We start from the raw sequence: 16,989 nt of genomic DNA, 5'->3' as shown, positions 1-16,989 counted from the left end.
CGGCTCCCAGCAAAGGGAACCGGGCCGAACGCACCCACCTACCGGGTCACTTCACCGGGGTGAAGTCCCGCGCCCCGATGTACTCGGGCCGGCGCACCGGCGCCGCGAACGGCTCCACCGCCGTGTTCTCCACGCTGTTGAACACGATGAAGACGTTGCTGCGCGGGTACGGGGTGATGTTGTCCCCCGAGCCGTGCATGGCGTTGCAGTCGAACCACGTCGCCGAACCGGCCTCGCCCGTGAACAGACGGATGCCGTAGTCGGACGCGAGGTGCGTGAGCGTCTCGTCCGACGGGATGCCCGCGTCCTGCATCTGCAGCGACCGCTTGTAGTTGTCCTTCGGCGTGGCGCCCGCACAGCCGAGGAACGTCTTGTGCGACCCCGGCATGATCATGAGACCGCCATTGGTGTCGTGGTTCTTCGTCAGCGCGATGGACACCGAGACGGTCCGCATGTTCGGCAGGCCGTCCTCCGCGTGCCAGGTCTCGAAGTCCGAGTGCCAGTAGAAGCCCGTCGCACCGAAGCCCGGCTTCACGTTGATCCGCGACTGGTGGACGTACACGTCCGAGCCGAGGATCTGCCGTGCCCTGCCGACGACCCGCGGGTCCGCCGCCAGCCTGCCGAACAGCTCGCTGATCTTGTGCACCTCGAAGATCGTTCGGATCTCCTGGGAGCGCGGCTCGACGATCGAGCGGTCGTCCGCGCGCATCGCCGGATCGTTGATGAGCCGATCCAGCTCGGAGTGGTACACGCTCACTTCGTCCGGGGTGATCAACTGGTCGATCGCCAGGAAACCGTCCCGCTCGAACCCGGCCAGATCCCCGGCCGTGATCGGCCCCGCTGCACCCGGCTCGGACCACACGACGGGGTCCTTGCGCTCGATCAGCACCTCTTCGGCGCCTCGGGTCGGGTACAGGTCACTGGTGCGTTCGGGTGCGGTGGTCATGGTGTTGCCTGCCTCTCCTCTCGTACGGCCCTTTCCGGGATGTAGGTGGTGTCAGTCCGCTTCCGGCTCCGTGAGCAGCGGGTACACGCCGTTCTCGTCGTGGTCCTCACGACCCGTGACGGGCGGGTTGAAGACACAGATGCAGTGGAAGTCCTCCTTGATCCGCATCGTGTGCTTCTCGTGCCCGTCGAGCAGGTACATGGTGCCCGGCGTGATCGTGTACTTCTCGCCGGTCGTGTCGTCGGTCAGCTCCGCCTCACCCTTGGTGCAGACGACGGCCTCGATGTGGTTGGCGTACCACATCGACGTCTCCGTACCCGCGTACAGGATGGTCTCGTGGACGGAGAAGCCCACCCGCTCCTTGGCGAGAACGATGCGCTTGCTCTCCCAGGTGCCCGAAGCGGCCTTCACATGCCGGTCGGTGCCTTCAATGTCCTTGAACGAACGGACGATCACGGTGAGTTGGTTCCTTTTCTCTTACGGTGCCGGGGGCTCGGTGGGGCGCTCGGTCAGGCGGACTCGCGTACCGCGCGGGCCAGCGTGCGCAACCCCTCGTCCAGCTCGTCGGGGGTGATCGTCAGCGCCGGAAGGAGCTTGACGACCTCGCCCTCGGGGCCGGAGGTCTCGATGAGCAGGCCCAGTTCGAAGGCCCGCTTCGCCACGGCGCTCGCGCGGTCCTTGTCGTGGAACTCGACGCCCCAGACCATGCCGCGGCCGCGCCACTCCTTGATGGCCGAACGGTTCTCCTCGACGATCGAGGTCAGCGCCTGCTCGATCTGCTCGCCGCGGGCGCGGGTCTGCTTCTCCATCGCCGGGCCGTCGGTCCAGTACGTCTCCAGGGCGGCGGCGGCCGTCACGAACGCGGGGTTGTTGCCGCGGAACGTGCCGTTGTGCTCGCCCGGCTCCCAGACGTCGAGCTCCGGCTTGAACAGGCAGAGCGACATCGGCATGCCGTAGCCGCTGATGGACTTCGACACCGTCACGATGTCCGGCGTGATGCCCGCCTCCTCGAAGGAGAAGAACGCGCCGGTGCGGCCGCAGCCCATCTGGATGTCGTCGACGATGAGCAGCATGTCCCAGCGCTCGCACACGTCGGCGAGCTTGCGCAGCCACTCGGCGCGGGCGACGTTGATGCCGCCCTCGCCCTGCACCGTCTCGACGATCACGGCGGCGGGGGTGTTCAGGCCCGAGCCGGAGTCCTCCAGGAGGCGCTCGAACCAGATGAAGTCGGGGGTCCGGCCGTCGAGGTAGTTGTCGAACGGCATCGGGGTGCCGTGCACCAGCGGGATGCCGGCGCCGGCGCGCTTGAACGCGTTGCCGGTCACGGCGAGCGAGCCGAGCGACATGCCGTGGAAGGCGTTCGTGAACGACACGATCGACTCGCGGCCCTTGACCTTGCGGGCCAGCTTCAGCGCCGACTCGACGGCGTTGGTGCCCGTCGGGCCCGGGAACATGACCTTGTACGGCAGGTCGCGCGGGCGCAGGATGACGTTCTGGAACGTCTCGAGGAAGGCGCGCTTCGCCGTCGTCGACATGTCGAGACCGTGCGTGACGCCGTCCCGCTCGATGTAGTCGATCAGGGCGCGTTTCAGGACCGGGTTGTTGTGGCCGTAATTGAGCGATCCGGCTCCGGCGAAGAAGTCGAGGTACTCGTGGCCGTCCTCGTCGTACATGCGGCTGCCCTGCGCGCGGTCGAAGACCGTAGGCCAACCGCGGCAGTAGCTGCGCACCTCCGACTCCAGGGTCTCGAAGACGCTCAGGTCGGGCTGGGTGATGGTCACAGCAGATCTCCTGGGAGATGGAAAGGCGTGGGAGGTGGGGGGAGTTACGGGTGGTGCTGATGGTGCACGTGGTGCATTTGGTGCCGGTCTCGCGGGCATCGCTTGGGGGGAGCGAGAGCGGATCAGTGGTCGAGTGGACCGATGCGGTACAGCACCTCGGGCTCGTGGCCGTCGTCGGGGAAGAGCCCCGCGTCGAACAGGACCTTCCGCTCGACGGACGCGCCGTGTCGCCGCGCGAAGGAGAGGAAGAGCCGCTCGGACGCGGTGTTCGAGGGCGCGATCGTCGTCTCGATCCTGGTCAGCGCCCGGCCCGCGGCGACCTTCGCGGTCAGTCCTTCGAGCAGGGCGCCGGCGAGGCCGCGGCCACGCTGACCGTGGTCGACGGCCACCTGCCAGACCATCAGGACGTCGGGGTGCTCGGGCCGGATGTAGCCGGTGATGAACCCGACCGTCTCCCCGTCGGCGTCCCGGGCCACGAGGGACGTGGCCGCGAAGTCACGGCACCACAGCAGATAGCTGTAGGACGAGTTCAGGTCGAGCACCTTCGAGTCGCGGGCGATCCGCCAGATCGCGGCGCCGTCGGCGACATCGGGACTGTCGAGTCGCAGCCCCTCCGGCAGTTTTTGGAATTTCGCTCGCAGGTCGGTCGGTAGATCGGCTTGTGCAGCGGTCATGCGGATTGAATTTACCGAGCAATTTCTTGAATTGCATCGGGGGGAGGGGTTACACAAGGGCGCCGCATGTGTTATCAGGCGTGGGTGCGCGCCCGCATGAGGTCCCCTCCATTTGGGGTGATTTGACCCATGCAAACCACGCAAAATGGACGCATTGTGGAGTACGTCACATGCCTGCGACCACTCTTGTGTGCGTCCGAATTGGGGGGTTTGATGCTGTCGAAATCTTAGTGTTTAGGTCCCGGGAAAGCGGGCAGAAGAATACGGGAAGCTGCGCTTCTCAGTTTATAAATAATTCGTGAGAGCGTGCGCGGGAATTCACAGAGACGCGAGGGGGCGGGGGCGTGGATTCACGAATGCGGCCGTCCCGCAGCGTGGTCACGGCATGCACGTTGCCATGGGGCTGGGGACGGCCGCAGGTATTTCGTACGGATGGTCCGGCGGGACGAGGACGGAGACAGGGGCGGGGCTGTGGGCGGCCTCAGGCCGTCGTGAAGACGTCCGTCACCGCGCGGCGAGCGCCCTCCAGGTCCACCGCGACACCCGTCTCACCCAGCGCGCCGCCCAGCGCGGCCAACGACGCGTGGACGACGCCTCGGGTCGCGTCAGGACCGTAGTGGTTGACCCTGATCATCTCCTTGGCGAGCGCCCCGCCCCCGGCGACCAGCGGAAGCACCGGATCGGCGGCGAGCGCCCTGGCGACCAGCGCGGACGCGTCGACACCCGCAGGCGTCCGCAGCGTCGTGGCGACCGGCGCCGCGTCCACCGCGTCGTGCACGTACGGCTCGAGGCCCCCGCCCAGCGCGATCGCCCCCGCACGGACCGCCGCGGCGGCCGCGGCGTGCCGCGCCATGAGCGCCTCCAGGCCCTCCCCCTCGATGCGCTCCACACACGCCTCCAGCGCCAGCATCTCCAGCTGCGCGGGCGCGTGCAGCAGCGCCTTCCTGCCGCCGTCGATCCACCGCTCCTTCCAGTCCAGGAGTGAGAGGTACGAGCGGCGCGGCGCCCGCGGATTCGCGGCGACGCGCTCCCACGCCCGCTCGCTCACCGACACCGCGGAGACACCCGCGGGCCCGCCCATCGCCTTCTGCGCGCCGATCACGCACAGGTCCACGCCCCACGCGTCCGGCAGCAGCGGCTCGGCCGCCACCGAGGCGACCGCGTCCAGCATGAACAGCGCCCCGTGCTCCCGCACGACCGCACCGATCTCCGCGACGGGGTTGGTGTTCCCGGTCGCCGCCTCCGCGTGCACCAGCGACACGAAGTCGATCTCCGGGTGCTCGGCGAACGCCTGACGCACCTGCTCGGCCGTGACCGCGGTGTGGAACGGCACGGCGAGATCGATGACGGTCGCCCCGCAGTCGCGCAGCCAGTTGCCGAACGTCTGCCCGTACGGACCGGTGATCACGTTCAGCGCGGTCGTACCCGGCGCCGCCGCGCCCCGGATGCACCCCTCCAGGGGCAGCAGCGCCTCGCCCTGCATGATCACGACGTCCTGCTCCGTGTCGAGCAGCCGGGCCACCCGCGCCTCGATGGCGGCGAAGTGCTGGGCGCTCAGCGGCGCCAGGTCCAGGAAGGGGTGCGTCACAGTACTGCTCACGTCACTGCTCTCTTCGCTCACGAGTTCGTCCGGGATGCCGTACCGAGCGTACCGATCGGCCCCGCACCGGGCGCACCGACCGGCCCCGTATCGGGCGTTCCGAGTGCCTCCTAAGCTGCTGCCATGAGCGATCACGCGGTGCTGCACGTGAAGGGTCGGGTGCTCGTCGGGCCCGACGACGTACGGGACGAACTGTGGGTGGTCGGGGGGAGGGTGACCTACGACCGCCCCGTCGGCACCGCCGCCGACGACGTCCGCACGGTCGAGGGCTGGACCCTGCCCGGCCTGGTCGACGCCCACTGCCACGTGGGCCTGGACGCGCACGGACCCGTCGACGCGGACACCGCGGAGAAGCAGGCGCTCACCGACCGCGAGATCGGCGCCCTCCTCCTGCGCGACGCGGGTTCGCCGTCCGACACCCGCTGGACGGACGACCGCGACGACCTCCCGAAGATCATTCGCGCGGGCCGCCACATCGCGCGCACCCGCCGCTACATCCGCAACTACGCCCACGAGATCGAGCCCGACGAACTGGTCGCGTACGTCGCACAGGAGGCCCGGCGCGGCGACGGCTGGGTCAAGCTCGTCGGCGACTGGATCGACCGCGACGCGGGCGACCTCACGGCGTGCTGGCCCCGCGACGCGGTGCGGGCGGCCATCGCGGAGGCGCACCGCCTCGGGGCCCGCGTCACCGCCCACTGCTTCGCCGAGGACTCGCTGCGCGACCTGGTCGAGGCGGGCATCGACTGCATCGAGCACGCGACGGGCCTCACGGAGGACACGATCCCGCTCTTCGCGGAGCGCGGCGTCGCGATCGTCCCCACGCTCGTCAACATCGCCACGTTCCCGGACCTCGCCGCGGGCGGCGAGAAGAAGTTTCCGCGCTGGTCGGACCACATGCGCCGACTGCACGCACGCCGCTACGACACGGTGCGGGCCGCGTACGACGCGGGCATCCCCGTCTTCGCGGGCACCGACGCGGGCGGCTCCCTGCCGCACGGCCTGGTGGCGGCGGAGATCGTCGAGCTGACCCGCGCGGGCATCCCCGCGCTGGACGCGCTCTCGGCGACGACCTGGGGTGCGCGGGAGTGGCTCGGCCGCCCGGGGCTCACGGAGGGCGCGCCGGCGGACCTCGTGGTGTACGAGGCGGACCCGCGGGACGACGTGCGCGTGCTGGGCGCGCCCCGCAGGGTCGTGCTGAACGGGCTGGTGGTGGGCTGAGGCTCTGGGGTGTGGGCGACGGGTTGACCTGGGCGTTACGTGGGGGCGGCGCGGCTCGTTGGGCGTGGCCCCCGAGGGGGAGGGGGCGCGCTGGTGTCGAGCCCGGACTGTTGCTGGGGTGCTCCCTGGGAACGCCTGTGCCGTGGGATTCGAATGCAGGGACGGAAATGTCCCGTTGGAGTGAACTCACGTCAGGTTGCTGACCGTTCACTCTGTGTGCGTAAAGATTCCCGCGTCGTCCTACGTCGATGTCGGACGACGCCATCGGCGCGCACGTGATGTCCCCCATGTGGCGTGCGCGCCCGGTGGCCCGCGTCTCTCGTGAGGTCCCACCACAGTGAACAGCCACACCTCTAGCCACACCTCCAACCCCACCTCCCACCACACTTTCAGCGCCCCCTTCCGCCCCTTCCGCCCCTCCCGTCCCTTCCGCCCCCTCCGCACGCCCGCCCGCCGCCTCTCCGTCATCGCTGTCGCCACCGCGCTGGCCGCCGGTCCCGCGGCCCTCGCAGGTGCGGGGTCCGCGCAGGCGACGGGAGGCGACAGCCACAAAGGCGGGCGGGCCGACGCCGTCGTGCTGCGCACCGGCCTGAACGTCGCCCTGCTCAACAAGACCGTGAACATCCCGCTCAAGGTCGCCCTCAACGAGGTGCGGGCCCCCGCGAGCGCGGAGAAGACCGCGCTGTCCGCCAGGCTCGACGGCGTCGACGGCGGGCGGCCGTTCAGCGTCCTGCGCGCGGACGTCGCCACGGCGAAGGCGACGGTGCGGGGCGGCACGGCCCGGGGCTACAGCAACATCGCACGCGCCAAGATGCACGTGCCGGGGCTCCCGCTCCTCTCCCTCATCGAGGTGGAGCAGGTCACCTCCAAGGCCGTCTGCGCGGAGGGTGAACGCCCGGTCGCCGAATCGAATCTGCTGGGCGCGGTGACCGTGCTCGGCAAGAAGGTCACGCTCACGGCGAAGGGCACGACGGAGGTGAAGGTGCCGGGGGTCGGCGAGGTCACCCTCGCCCTTTCCAAGACGCACACGACGTCGCGTACGGCGGCGGCGTCGGCGCTGGAACTCACGGTGTCCGTGAACCCGCTGAAGCTGAACGTCGCCGAGGTGACGGGCACGGTGACGCTGGCCGGGGCGGGATGCGAGACGCCGGTGGGGGTGACGCCGCCGAAGGAGTCCGGCGAGCAGCCGCAGGGCAAGCCGAAAGCCCCGGTCGAGCCCGCAACGGAGGCGAACCTCGCGGAGACGGGCGGCAACTCGATGACGCCGTACGTGGCGGGCGGCGCGGTGGTGCTGTTGCTGGCGGGAGGCGGAGCGGTGACGCTGGCGCGCCGCAGCAGGGGTTAGCCACCCCCGGGGACGGGGCGGGCCTCTTGACCCGCCCCTACTCCCGCGGCACGCCGCGGGGTGACCGGACCGCCCAGTCGTCCTACCCCGGTGGGACGCGGCAGTGTGAACGGACCGCCCACCCGTCCCTGTTTTCGCGGCACGTCGCGGGGTGACCGGACCGCCCAGTCGTCCATACCCCGGTGGGACGTAGCGGGTGTCAACAGGCCGCCCACCCACCCCTACTCCCGCAGTGCGTCACGGGGTGACCGGGTCACCCGCCCGCCCCTACCCCCACCACACATCGCGGGGTGAACGGGTGGGTGGGTGGGAGTGATCCCGCCGCGGAGCGGCGGGTTTTGCGCTCCTGCCCCGCGGCGCGTCGCGGGGCAAACGGTCGGGCCCGTACCCTCGCGGCGCGTCACGGGGGAACGGTCGGGCCCGTACTCCCGCGGGACGTCGCGGGGTGAACGGGTGGGTGGGTGGGAGTGATCCGCCGCGGAGCGGCGGGCTTGAGGCCCCCACCCCACCCCAGCGCAGCGGTACACCGCACCCCCCACACCCCTACCCCCGCAACACCCCCGCCAACGCCACAAGGAACTCGGACGACGTGCCCCGATCGCGGACGGCAAGTCGAACCCAGTCAGGCCCCAGGCCAGGAAACGTATCGCCACGCCGCACAGCAAACCCCCGCCCCCGAAGCCGCTCCCGCACCCCGGCCGCCGCCGCCCCCGGCACCCGCACCAGCAGGAAGGGCCCCTCCGCGGGCCCCACCACGCGGACCCCGAGGGGAGCCAACTCGGCGAGACCGGCGAGGAGATGCGTGCGGTCCGAGGCGACCCGGTGCGCCGCATGCCCCGCCTCCGCCAGCGCCCGAGGCCCCACACACGCCCGCGCCGCCACGAGCGCGGGCGTCGACACCGGCCACAGCGGCTGCGCCTGCGCGAGGGCGCCGATCGTCTCGGGGTCGGCGAGGACGTAACCGATCCGCAGCCCCGCGAGCCCCCACGTCTTGGTGAGGCTGCGCAGGACGACGAGTCCAGGCACGTCCGTACGCCCCGCCAACGCCTCCCGCTCACCCGGCACGGCGTCCATGAACGCCTCGTCGACCACCAACACCCGTCCCGGGCGCGCCAGTTGAGCAATCGACGCGGCCGGGTGGAGTACGGACGTCGGATTCGTGGGATTGCCGACGACCACCAGGTCGGCTTCCTCCGGCACCGCCGCCGGATCCAGCCGGAAGCCGTCCTCCTCGCGCAGCAGCACCCGGCCCACCTCGTGCCCCGCATCCCGCAGCGCGGCCTCGGGCTCGGTGAACTGGGGGTGGACGACGTACGGGTGACGGACCTTCAGCGCGCGGGCCAGGAGCACGAACGCCTCCGCCGCGCCCGCCGTGAGCAGCACGCGGTCCGGGGCGAGGCCATGACGCGCCGCCACCGCCTCACGCGCCTCCCGGCCGTCCGGGTAGGCCGCCAGATCGTCGAGGGACGCGGCGATGAGCTCCTTGAGCCACGCCGGGGGAGTGTCGGACCGTACGTTGACGGCGAGATCGGTGAGGTCCGCGCCGTCGTCCCGTACCTCCGCGTCCCCGTGGTGACGTAGATCGAAGGAAGCGGCGGCCGTGCCCCGCGGGCGGGCCGCGACCGCGCACGTCGCCATCGCCGGACGCCCCGCGGGCGCCGACTTCCGCTTGGGCACGAGGAGTTCGCCGCCGCCCCGCAGTGCCGCCGCCTCCGCCACGGAAGGCGTGCCCACCGCGGCACGGGACCGCGCGGTCGGGTTCGGCACCGTCACGTCCGACAGCTCTGCCGCCGTGTACGTCACGAGCGGCACCCCGAGCCGCGCCGCCGCCCCGACGATCCCCGGCTCCGCGCCCTTCACGTCGACCGTCGCCAGCTCGGCGACCGCCCCCTCGGAGAGGCCCGCTTCGCGGACCGTGTCCCGGACGAGGCCGAGCACCTCCTCCACCGGGGCGTCCTCGCAGGCGCCGACGCCGACGACGAGCACGACGTCCTCCATGGAGTGGATCCTTTCGTGTGGGGTGGGGGCGGTGGATGTGCGGAGCAGGGGGTCAATCGGCTAGCAAGGGGCCATGGCGGTGTTCGTGGCGCTCGGCGCCTTTCTCATGACCCTGGTGGGCGGCTGGACGGCCCAGCGGGTCACCGACCGGCGCCACCTCGTCCTGGGGCTCGCGGGCGGCCTCATGCTCGGGGTCGTCGGCCTGGACCTGTTGCCGGAGGCGCTGGACGCCGCGGGCGACCCCGTCTTCGGCGTACCGGCGGCCCTGCTCCTGTTCGTGGCCGGCTTCCTCGTCGCCCATCTGGTGGAACGGCTCCTCGCCGGTCGCCAGGCCGCGCACGGCGCCGACGAGCACGAGGGCGGACGGGTGCCCGAGGTGGGACTGACCGCCGCCGCGGCGATGGTCGGGCACAGCGTGATGGACGGCGTCGCGATCGGCGCGGCCTTCCAGGTGGGCGGCGGCATGGGTGTGGCCGTGGCGCTGGCCGTCGTCGCCCATGACTTCGCGGACGGCTTCAACACGTACACGCTCACCAGCCTGTACGGGAACGCCCGCCGCAAGGCGCTCGCGATGCTGTTCGCGGACGCGGTGGCCCCGGTGGTGGGCGCCGCGTCGACGCTGCTGTTCACCATTCCGGAGCAACTGCTCGGCAGCTATCTGGGCTTCTTCGGCGGCGCGCTGCTCTACCTCGCGGCGGCGGAGATCCTGCCCGAGGCGCACCACGACCACCCGGCCCGCTCGACCCTGCTGTGCACGGTGGCGGGCGCGGCGTTCATCTGGCTGGTGGTGGGCATCGCGGGCTGAGCCGCCGCCCGTGCTCACGGCGTGCACCGCTCGACGAACCGGCGCGCGACGCCCGGCTCCGCGGCCCAGTGCGTGTGCAGGTAACTGGCGTGCACGTTGCCCTGTACGAAGCCTTCGACGCGCCGCTCGGGCCGGTGCAGGCCCCAGGCGGGTACGGGGCCTGCACCCGGCTCCATGACGGTGCGGTGGAACTCGTGGCCCCGCATCCGCGTCCCCACCGCCGCGAGGACGCTGTCCGACACGGCGACGGCCTCGCGGTACCCGAGCGTCAGCCGCTCCGACATCCGCGCCCCGGCGTCAAGCACCCCGCACATCGGCTTCCCGTCCAGCTCACGGGAGAGGTAGAGCAGCCCCGCGCACTCGGCCGCGACGGGCGCCCCCGAGCGGGCGAGCTCGGCGACGGCCTTCCGCAGCACGTCGTTGGCGGACAACTCCGGCGCGTACACCTCGGGGAACCCGCCCCCGATGACCAGCCCGGCGGTCCCGTCGGGCAGTTGCTCGTCGTGGAGGGGGTCGAAGGTGACGACGTCGGCTCCGGCGGCGGCGAGCAGCTCGGCGTGCTCGGCGTACGAGAAGGTGAAGGCGGGCCCACCGGCAACGGCGACGAGCGGCCTCTCCGGCGTGGCGGACGATTCAGCCCGTCCGGCGCTCGAGGACGGACTCGGCGAAGCCGGTGACACGGCCGCAACCGGATCCCACGCCTCACCGGACAGCGAAGGCGCACTGCGCGCCAGCGCGAGCAAGGCGTCCAGGTCGCACCCTTCCCGCACCCGCGAAGCCAGCGCCGCCACCGACTCCACCGCGTCGCCCCGCCGCTCGGCCACCGGCACGAGCCCCAGGTGCCGCGAAGGCGTCTGCACCTGCGCCGCCCGGCGCAGCGCACCGAGCACCGGCACCCCCGACTCGTCCAGCGCCTCCCGCAGCAGCGACTCGTGCCGGTCCGAGCCCACCTTGTTCAGGATGACGCCCGCGACCCGCACCTCCGGGTCCCACGACGCGAAGCCGTGCACCAGCGCCGCCACCGACCGCGACTGCGACGACGCGTCGACGACCAGGACGACCGGCGCCCGCAGCAGCTTCGCGACGTGGGCCGTGGAGGCCAGCTCGCCCTGTCCGGCGGCCCCGTCGTACATCCCCATCACGCCCTCGACCACGGCGAGATCGCACCCGGCGGCGCCGTGCGCGAAGAGCGGCGCGACCAGGTCGGGCCCGCACAGGTACGCGTCGAGGTTGCGGCCGGGCCGCCCCGTCGCCAGCGCGTGGTAGCCGGGGTCGATGTAGTCGGGCCCGACCTTGTGCGGGGAGACGGCGAGCCCGGCCGCCGAGAACGCGGCCATCAGGCCCGTCGCGACGGTCGTCTTGCCGCTGCCCGACGACGGCGCCGCGATGACGAGACGAGCTACCACTCGATGCCCCTCTGGCCCTTCTGCCCGGCGTCCATCGGGTGCTTGATCTTCGACATGTCGGTCACCAGGTCGGCGAAGTCGATCAGCTTCTGCGGAGCGTTGCGGCCGGTGATGACGACGTGCTGCGTCCCGGGGCGGTCGCGCAGGACCTGAACGACCTCGTCCGTGTCGATCCAGCCCCAGTGCATGGGGTAGGCGAACTCGTCGAGGACATACAGCTTGTACGTCTCCGCCGCGAGGTCACGCTTGACCTGCTCCCAGCCCTCACGGGCCTTGTCCTCGTTGGTCGACTCGCCCTCGGCGGGGGCGCGCTGGATCCACGACCAGCCCTCGCCCATCTTGTGCCAGGCGACCGTGCCGCCCTCACCCGTGGCTCCGAGGACCTTCAGCGCGTTCTCCTCGCCGACCTTCCACTTCGCCGACTTCACGAACTGGAAGACACCGATCGGCCACCCCTGATTCCAGGCCCGCAGCGCGAGCCCGAACGCGGCGGTCGACTTGCCCTTGCCGACGCCCGTGTGGACGAAGACGAGCGGACGGTTGCGGCGCTGGCGCGTCGTGAGACCGTCGTCCGGCACGACGCTCGGCTGTCCCTGCGGCATTAAGCGGCCCTCCTGGAAGGCGAGTTCATTCCCTGTACGTCCTTGACGAGACCGGCGATCGAGTCCGCCCGCAGCTCGTCGAGCGTCACGACCGTCCCGCCGAGCTCGCCCGCGAGCTGTCCCGCGAGGCCGAGCCGTACGTAACCCGACTCGCAGTCCACGACGACCGAGGCGACGCCGTCGGCCGCGAACAGCCGGGCCGCACGGCCCGCGCGGGCCACCGGCTCCACGCCCCCGGTCGCCCGCCCGTCCGTCACGACGACGACCAGCGGACGCCGCGCGGCGTCCCGCAACCGCTCGACGCGCAGCACGTCGTGCGCCTTCAGCAGACCCGCGGCCAGCGGGGTGCGCCCGCCGGTCGGCAGCTTTTCCAGGCGGGCGGCCGCCGCGTCCACCGACGACGTCGGCGGCAGCGCCACCTCCGCCTCCGCGCCGCGGAACGTCACGAGCCCCACCTTGTCGCGCCGCTGATAGGCGTCGAGGAGGAGCGAGAGCACGGCGCCCTTGACGGCGCTCATCCGCTGCCGCGCAGCCATCGACCCGGAGGCGTCCACCACGAACAGCACGAGGTTGCCCTCGCGGCCCTCCCGCGTCGCCTGCCGCAGATCGTCACGGCGTACGACGAGACCGGCGCCGGAGCGCCCGCGCGCCTTCTGGTGCGGGGCCGCGGCCTGCACGGTGGCCGCCAGGTGCAGCTTGGTCAGGGCGCCGCGGGGGCGCCGCGAACCCGTGGTGCGGCCGTGCTCGGTGCGGGCGCGCGAACGCCGCCCCGCGGCGCCCTCGCCGATGCCGGGCACGCTCAGCATCTTGGTGCGGAACGGCTCGGCGGCGCGCACGGCCTGCTGCTCGCCGGGGCCGGAGGGGGCGCCTGCCGTGGGGGCGGGCTCCTCGGGGGCCGGTGCGTCGTCGGTGTCCGGAGTGTCGCGCGTGTCCTGGCCCTGGTTCTGCGAGGGCAGCTCGGGGGAGTCGGGGCCGTCGGCCGGGGGCTGCCCGCCGCCTCCGTCGGGTCCGTCACCGTCCGGACCGCCGCCCCCGTCCGGGTCGTCGTCACCCTCCGGGGGCTCGGGCTCCTCGTCCTCGCGCGCGTCCTCCAGCGTCTCGTCGAGCTTGTCCTCGTCGAGTCCGGGCGCGTCGAAGGGGTTGCGGCGCCTGCGGTGCGGCAGGGCGAGCAGCGCGGCCTGGCGCACGTCCTCGCTGAGGACGTCGGTGCGGCCCGCCCACGCGGCGAGCGCCGTCGCCGTGCGCGCCATCACGATGTCCGCGCGCATCCCGTCGACCTCGAACGCCGCGCAGGTCGCCGCGATCTGCCGCAACGCCGCGTCGCCGAGGACGACTTGAGGGAGCAGCGCACGGGCCGCCACGACCCGGTCGCGCAGCGCCGACTCGTCCTCGGACCAGCGCCCCGCGAAGCCCTCGGGGTCGTCGTCGTACGCGAGCCGTCGCCGTACGACCTCGACGCGCTGGTCCGTCTCGCGGGACGCGGCCACCTCGACGGTGAGACCGAACCGGTCGAGCAGCTGCGGCCGCAGCTCGCCCTCCTCGGGGTTCATCGTGCCGACGAGCAGGAACCGCGCGGCGTGCCGCACGGACACGCCTTCGCGCTCCACGTACGAGGCGCCCATCGCGGCCGCGTCGAGCAGCAGGTCGACCAGGTGGTCGTGGAGGAGGTTGACCTCGTCCACGTACAGGATGCCGCGGTGCGCGTCGGCGAGCAGTCCGGGCTCGAAGGCCTTCACGCCCTCCGCGAGGGCCCGCTCGATGTCGAGGGCGCCGACGAGCCGGTCCTCGGAGGCACCGACCGGCAGCTCGACCATGCGCGCGGGGCGCGCGGTGGCACCGGCCGACTCGTGCGGGCCGTCGGGGCAGTCGGGGTCGGCGGCCGCCGGGTCGCACGAGAAGCGGCATCCGGCGACGACCGGCACCTCCGGCAGCAGCGCGGAGAGCGCGCGCACGGCGGTGGACTTGGCGGTGCCCTTCTCTCCCCGTACGAGCACGCCTCCCACGGCGGGCGATACGGCGTTCAGCAAGAGCGCGAGCCGCAGGTCGTCCTGCCCGACGAGGGCGGTGAACGGATACGGGGTACTCACAGAGCCTCCTTGGTGCGTTCTGGTGCTGCCGGCGGTGCTCCGGGCGCGATGAACGGCAGGCCCGCCGGCGGGCCCTGCTCGATGAGCCTCCACAGCGCGTCCGTGTCGGCGTGTTCTTCGATCAGGTCGCCCAGCAGGTCGAGCTGCTCCTCGCGGAGCGTGCCGAAGCTGGTGTCGGGGGCGGGCACGAAGCGGCGGCCCGCCGCGCGGGCGACCTCGGTGAGGAACCGGCGCCGGAACGCGTCGCTCTCCAGCGACCCGTGCCAGTGCGTGCCCCACACCTCGCCGACCCGGCAGCCGTCCAGGAAAGGTTCGCCGCCCGTGACTTCGGCGACGCCGTGGTGGATCTCGTACCCCTCGACGGGCTCGCCGAGCGCCTCGCCCACCGGCCGGGCGAGAGTCTTCTCGCGGGCGAACCGCACCCGCACCGGCAGCAGCCCGAGCCCGTCGACGGAGCCGGCCCGCGACTCGACCTCGTCCTCGATGTGCTCGCCGAGGACCTGGAAGCCGCCGCAGATGCCGAGCACCGGGCGCCCTTCGGCGGCGCGGCGCGCCAGGGCGTCCGCGAGGCCGCGCTCGCGCAGCCACCGCAGGGCCTTCACCGTGCCGCGGGTGCCGGGCACCACCACGAGGTCGGCGTCGACGAGTTCTTCGGCACGGTCCACGAACCGCACGACGACGCCGGGTTCGGCGGCCAGCGCGTCCACGTCGGTGAAGTTGGACATCAGGGGCACGGCGCACACGGCGACGCGCAGTACGTCATCGCCGACGGGCGGGGCGACGACGGACTCGCGCACGGCGCCCCGCAGGGACACCCGCAGGCCGTCCTCCTCGTCGATGCCGAGCCCGTGCTGGAACGGCAGCACGCCGTACGTGCGCCGCCCGGTGAGACCGAGCAGCATGTCGAGTCCGGGTTCGAGGAGGGAGACGTCGCCGCGGAACTTGTTGACGAGGTACCCGGCGACCAGCCCCTGGTCGGCCGCGCTCAGCAGCGCCGTCGTCCCGAAGAACGACGCGAAGACCCCGCCGCGGTCGATGTCCCCGACCACGAGCACGGGGAAGCGGGCGGCCCGCGCGATGCCCATGTTCACGATGTCGGTGCGCCGCAGATTGATCTCGGCGGGGCTGCCCGCGCCCTCACAGATCACGGCGTCGTACGTGCTCCGGAGCTCTTCGAGGCAGCCCACGACGGTGTCGAGCAGCGCCGCCTGACGCCCCCCGTGGTAGCCGCGCGCGCTCATCTCGCCCACGGGTTTGCCCATGAGGACGACCTGGCTGGAGCGGTCGCCGCCCGGCTTGAGCAGCACGGGGTTCATCAGCGCGCTCGGCTCGACGCGGGCGGCCTGCGCCTGCATGGCCTGCGCGCGCCCGATCTCGGCGCCCTCGCGGGTCACGAAGGAGTTGAGGGACATGTTCTGCGCCTTGAACGGCGCGACGGACACACCCTTGCGCGTCAGCCACCGGCAGATGCCGGCGGTGACGACGCTCTTCCCGGCGTCCGACGTGGTTCCGGCGACGAGCAGTCCACCGCTCACGAAGCTCTCCTTGACCTCAGTCGGGCGACGCCCGAGACGACGGCGACGCCGAGAGCCAGCCGGCTCACCCGCCGGGACAGCCGCACCGCGCGCTCGATGTCCCGCACGTGTACGTCGCGCCCGTCCGCGTTGAGTACGGGCCGGTGCTCGACCCGTCCCGCGTACGAGAGGGTCCCCCCGAGGCGTACGCCCAAAGCCCCCGCGAAGGCGGCCTCGACGGGACCGGCGTTGGGGCTCGGGTGTTTCGCGGCGTCGGAGCGCCAGGCGCGCACCGCACCGGAAGGTGCGTCGCCCGCCAGCACGGCCAGCGCGGCGGTGAGCCGCGACCCCGGCCAGCCGAGGACGTCGTCGAGGCGCGCGGAGGCCCAGCCGTAGCGCCGGTAGCGCGCGGACTTGTGGCCGACCATCGCGTCGAGGGTGTTCACGGCACGGAAGGCGACGAGCCCCGGCACGCCGCCGACGGCGCCCCACACGAGCGCTCCCACCACGGCGTCCGAGGTGTTCTCGGCGACGGACTCCACGACGGCCCGCGCGATCCCGTCGGCGTCCAGGGCCTGCGGGTCCCGCCCGCACAGATGGGGCAGCCGCTCCCTGGCGACCTCGATGTCGCCGGCCTCCAGCGCCCCGCCGACGGCCCGTGCCTCGCGGCCCAGCGAGGTTCCGCCGAGCACGGCCCAGGTCGCGGCGGCGGTGAGCGCCACGGTTCCGGCGCGTCCTGCGGCGGAGCGGCGTACGAGAGCGGAAGTCAGCGCGGCGGCACCTGCCGCGCCCCCGGCGCACACCGCGGCGTGCAGGGCGCCCCACCCGCGGTGGTCCCGCCACAGCACCTGTTCGACGGCGTCCGCCGCCCGCCCGAATACGGCGACCGGATGGCCCCGGCGGGGATCGCCGAGCAGCAGGTCACCGAGGAATCCGGCGGCGGCGCCGTACGCGAAATCGCGATCGGCACTCATGGCGTTGTGTGTCCTCACTCAGGGTGTCCGCGCCCT

14 protein-coding genes are annotated in these 16,989 nt (G+C 72.4%); 3 read left to right on the top strand and 11 right to left on the bottom strand.

Going from position 1 to position 16,989, the window contains the following annotated elements; all coding sequences use genetic code 11:
* Positions 1-46: 46 nt before the first annotated feature.
* The 5 genes from thpD to NOO62_RS09760 all read right to left on the bottom strand — a co-directional run bounded on the left by thpD (position 47) and on the right by NOO62_RS09760 (position 4,989).
* Positions 47-946, bottom strand: a complete 900-nt coding sequence (gene thpD, locus NOO62_RS09780; protein WP_268770492.1) for an ectoine hydroxylase — start codon at positions 944-946, stop codon at positions 47-49.
* Positions 947-997: 51 nt separating this feature from the next.
* Positions 998-1,402, bottom strand: a complete 405-nt coding sequence (locus NOO62_RS09775; protein ID WP_150166377.1) for an ectoine synthase — start codon at positions 1,400-1,402, stop codon at positions 998-1,000.
* A gap of 53 nt (positions 1,403-1,455) precedes the next feature.
* Positions 1,456-2,727: a diaminobutyrate--2-oxoglutarate transaminase gene (gene ectB / locus NOO62_RS09770; RefSeq protein ID WP_268770491.1), complete on the bottom strand. Its 1,272-nt coding sequence runs from the start codon at positions 2,725-2,727 to the stop codon at positions 1,456-1,458.
* A gap of 122 nt (positions 2,728-2,849) precedes the next feature.
* Complete coding sequence (gene ectA / locus NOO62_RS09765) at positions 2,850-3,401, bottom strand: diaminobutyrate acetyltransferase (RefSeq protein ID WP_268770490.1); 552 nt, start codon at positions 3,399-3,401, stop codon at positions 2,850-2,852.
* Between the two features lie 481 nt (positions 3,402-3,882).
* Positions 3,883-4,989: a pyridoxal-phosphate-dependent aminotransferase family protein gene (locus tag NOO62_RS09760; RefSeq protein WP_268775542.1), complete on the bottom strand. Its 1,107-nt coding sequence runs from the start codon at positions 4,987-4,989 to the stop codon at positions 3,883-3,885.
* Positions 4,990-5,124: 135 nt separating this feature from the next.
* On the opposite strand from NOO62_RS09760, the gene NOO62_RS09755 reads away from it, so the two are divergent.
* Positions 5,125-6,222, top strand: a complete 1,098-nt coding sequence (locus NOO62_RS09755) for an amidohydrolase family protein (protein ID WP_268770489.1) — start codon at positions 5,125-5,127, stop codon at positions 6,220-6,222.
* Positions 6,223-6,688: 466 nt separating this feature from the next.
* The gene (locus NOO62_RS09750) at positions 6,689-7,567 is read left to right on the top strand and encodes an SCO1860 family LAETG-anchored protein (RefSeq protein WP_268775541.1); all 879 of its coding nucleotides are present in this window, start codon (positions 6,689-6,691) and stop codon (positions 7,565-7,567) included.
* Positions 7,568-8,110: 543 nt separating this feature from the next.
* Here NOO62_RS09750 and cobC read toward each other — a convergent pair.
* A complete protein-coding gene (gene cobC / locus NOO62_RS09745) occupies positions 8,111-9,565 on the bottom strand; it encodes an Rv2231c family pyridoxal phosphate-dependent protein CobC (RefSeq protein WP_268770488.1) in 1,455 nt (484 codons plus the stop codon).
* 73 nt (positions 9,566-9,638) lie between these two features.
* Between cobC and NOO62_RS09740 the strand changes: the two genes are divergently transcribed.
* Entirely contained in the window at positions 9,639-10,370 is a 732-nt protein-coding gene (locus NOO62_RS09740) for a ZIP family metal transporter (protein WP_268770487.1), read from the top strand.
* Positions 10,371-10,384: 14 nt separating this feature from the next.
* Here the strand turns inward: NOO62_RS09740 and NOO62_RS09735 are convergent, their stop codons facing one another.
* The 5 genes from NOO62_RS09735 to NOO62_RS09715 are packed head-to-tail and all read right to left on the bottom strand — an operon-like array spanning position 10,385 to position 16,953.
* Positions 10,385-11,776, bottom strand: a complete 1,392-nt coding sequence (locus NOO62_RS09735; protein WP_268770486.1) for a cobyrinate a,c-diamide synthase — start codon at positions 11,774-11,776, stop codon at positions 10,385-10,387.
* Positions 11,770-12,378 (bottom strand): cob(I)yrinic acid a,c-diamide adenosyltransferase, encoded by a 609-nt coding sequence (gene cobO / locus NOO62_RS09730; protein ID WP_268770485.1) that lies wholly within the window; start codon positions 12,376-12,378, stop codon positions 11,770-11,772. The genes NOO62_RS09735 and cobO overlap by 7 nt, the downstream gene beginning before the upstream one ends.
* Positions 12,378-14,465, bottom strand: a complete 2,088-nt coding sequence (locus NOO62_RS09725) for a putative cobaltochelatase (protein ID WP_268770484.1) — start codon at positions 14,463-14,465, stop codon at positions 12,378-12,380. Before NOO62_RS09725 ends, cobO begins: the two co-directional genes overlap by 1 nt.
* Entirely contained in the window at positions 14,462-16,000 is a 1,539-nt protein-coding gene (locus tag NOO62_RS09720) for a cobyric acid synthase (RefSeq protein ID WP_268770483.1), read from the bottom strand. Before NOO62_RS09720 ends, NOO62_RS09725 begins: the two co-directional genes overlap by 4 nt.
* Positions 15,997-16,953 carry a cobalamin biosynthesis protein gene (locus tag NOO62_RS09715; RefSeq protein WP_268770482.1) on the bottom strand — a complete coding sequence of 319 codons (957 nt, stop codon included), beginning with the start codon at positions 16,951-16,953 and terminating at the stop codon, positions 15,997-15,999. The genes NOO62_RS09720 and NOO62_RS09715 overlap by 4 nt, the downstream gene beginning before the upstream one ends.
* Positions 16,954-16,989: the final 36 nt, after the last annotated feature.

It is taken from the genome of Streptomyces sp. Je 1-369, from assembly GCF_026810505.1.
GTDB lineage: Bacteria > Actinomycetota > Actinomycetes > Streptomycetales > Streptomycetaceae > Streptomyces.
This window is presented reverse-complemented; position numbering and strand designations above follow the sequence as displayed.

Excerpts from the sequence above, each read along its gene's own strand:
- NOO62_RS09715 (WP_268770482.1), bottom strand. The coding sequence starts at position 16,953 with ATGAGTGCCGATCGCGATTTCGCGTACGGCGCCGCCGCCGGATTCCTC.
- NOO62_RS09740 (WP_268770487.1), top strand. The coding sequence starts at position 9,639 with ATGGCGGTGTTCGTGGCGCTCGGCGCCTTTCTCATGACCCTGGTGGGC.
- ectA (WP_268770490.1), bottom strand. The coding sequence starts at position 3,401 with ATGACCGCTGCACAAGCCGATCTACCGACCGACCTGCGAGCGAAATTC.
- NOO62_RS09755 (WP_268770489.1), top strand. The coding sequence starts at position 5,125 with ATGAGCGATCACGCGGTGCTGCACGTGAAGGGTCGGGTGCTCGTCGGG.
- thpD (WP_268770492.1), bottom strand. The coding sequence starts at position 946 with ATGACCACCGCACCCGAACGCACCAGTGACCTGTACCCGACCCGAGGC.
- cobO (WP_268770485.1), bottom strand. The coding sequence starts at position 12,378 with ATGCCGCAGGGACAGCCGAGCGTCGTGCCGGACGACGGTCTCACGACG.
- cobC (WP_268770488.1), bottom strand. The coding sequence starts at position 9,565 with ATGGAGGACGTCGTGCTCGTCGTCGGCGTCGGCGCCTGCGAGGACGCC.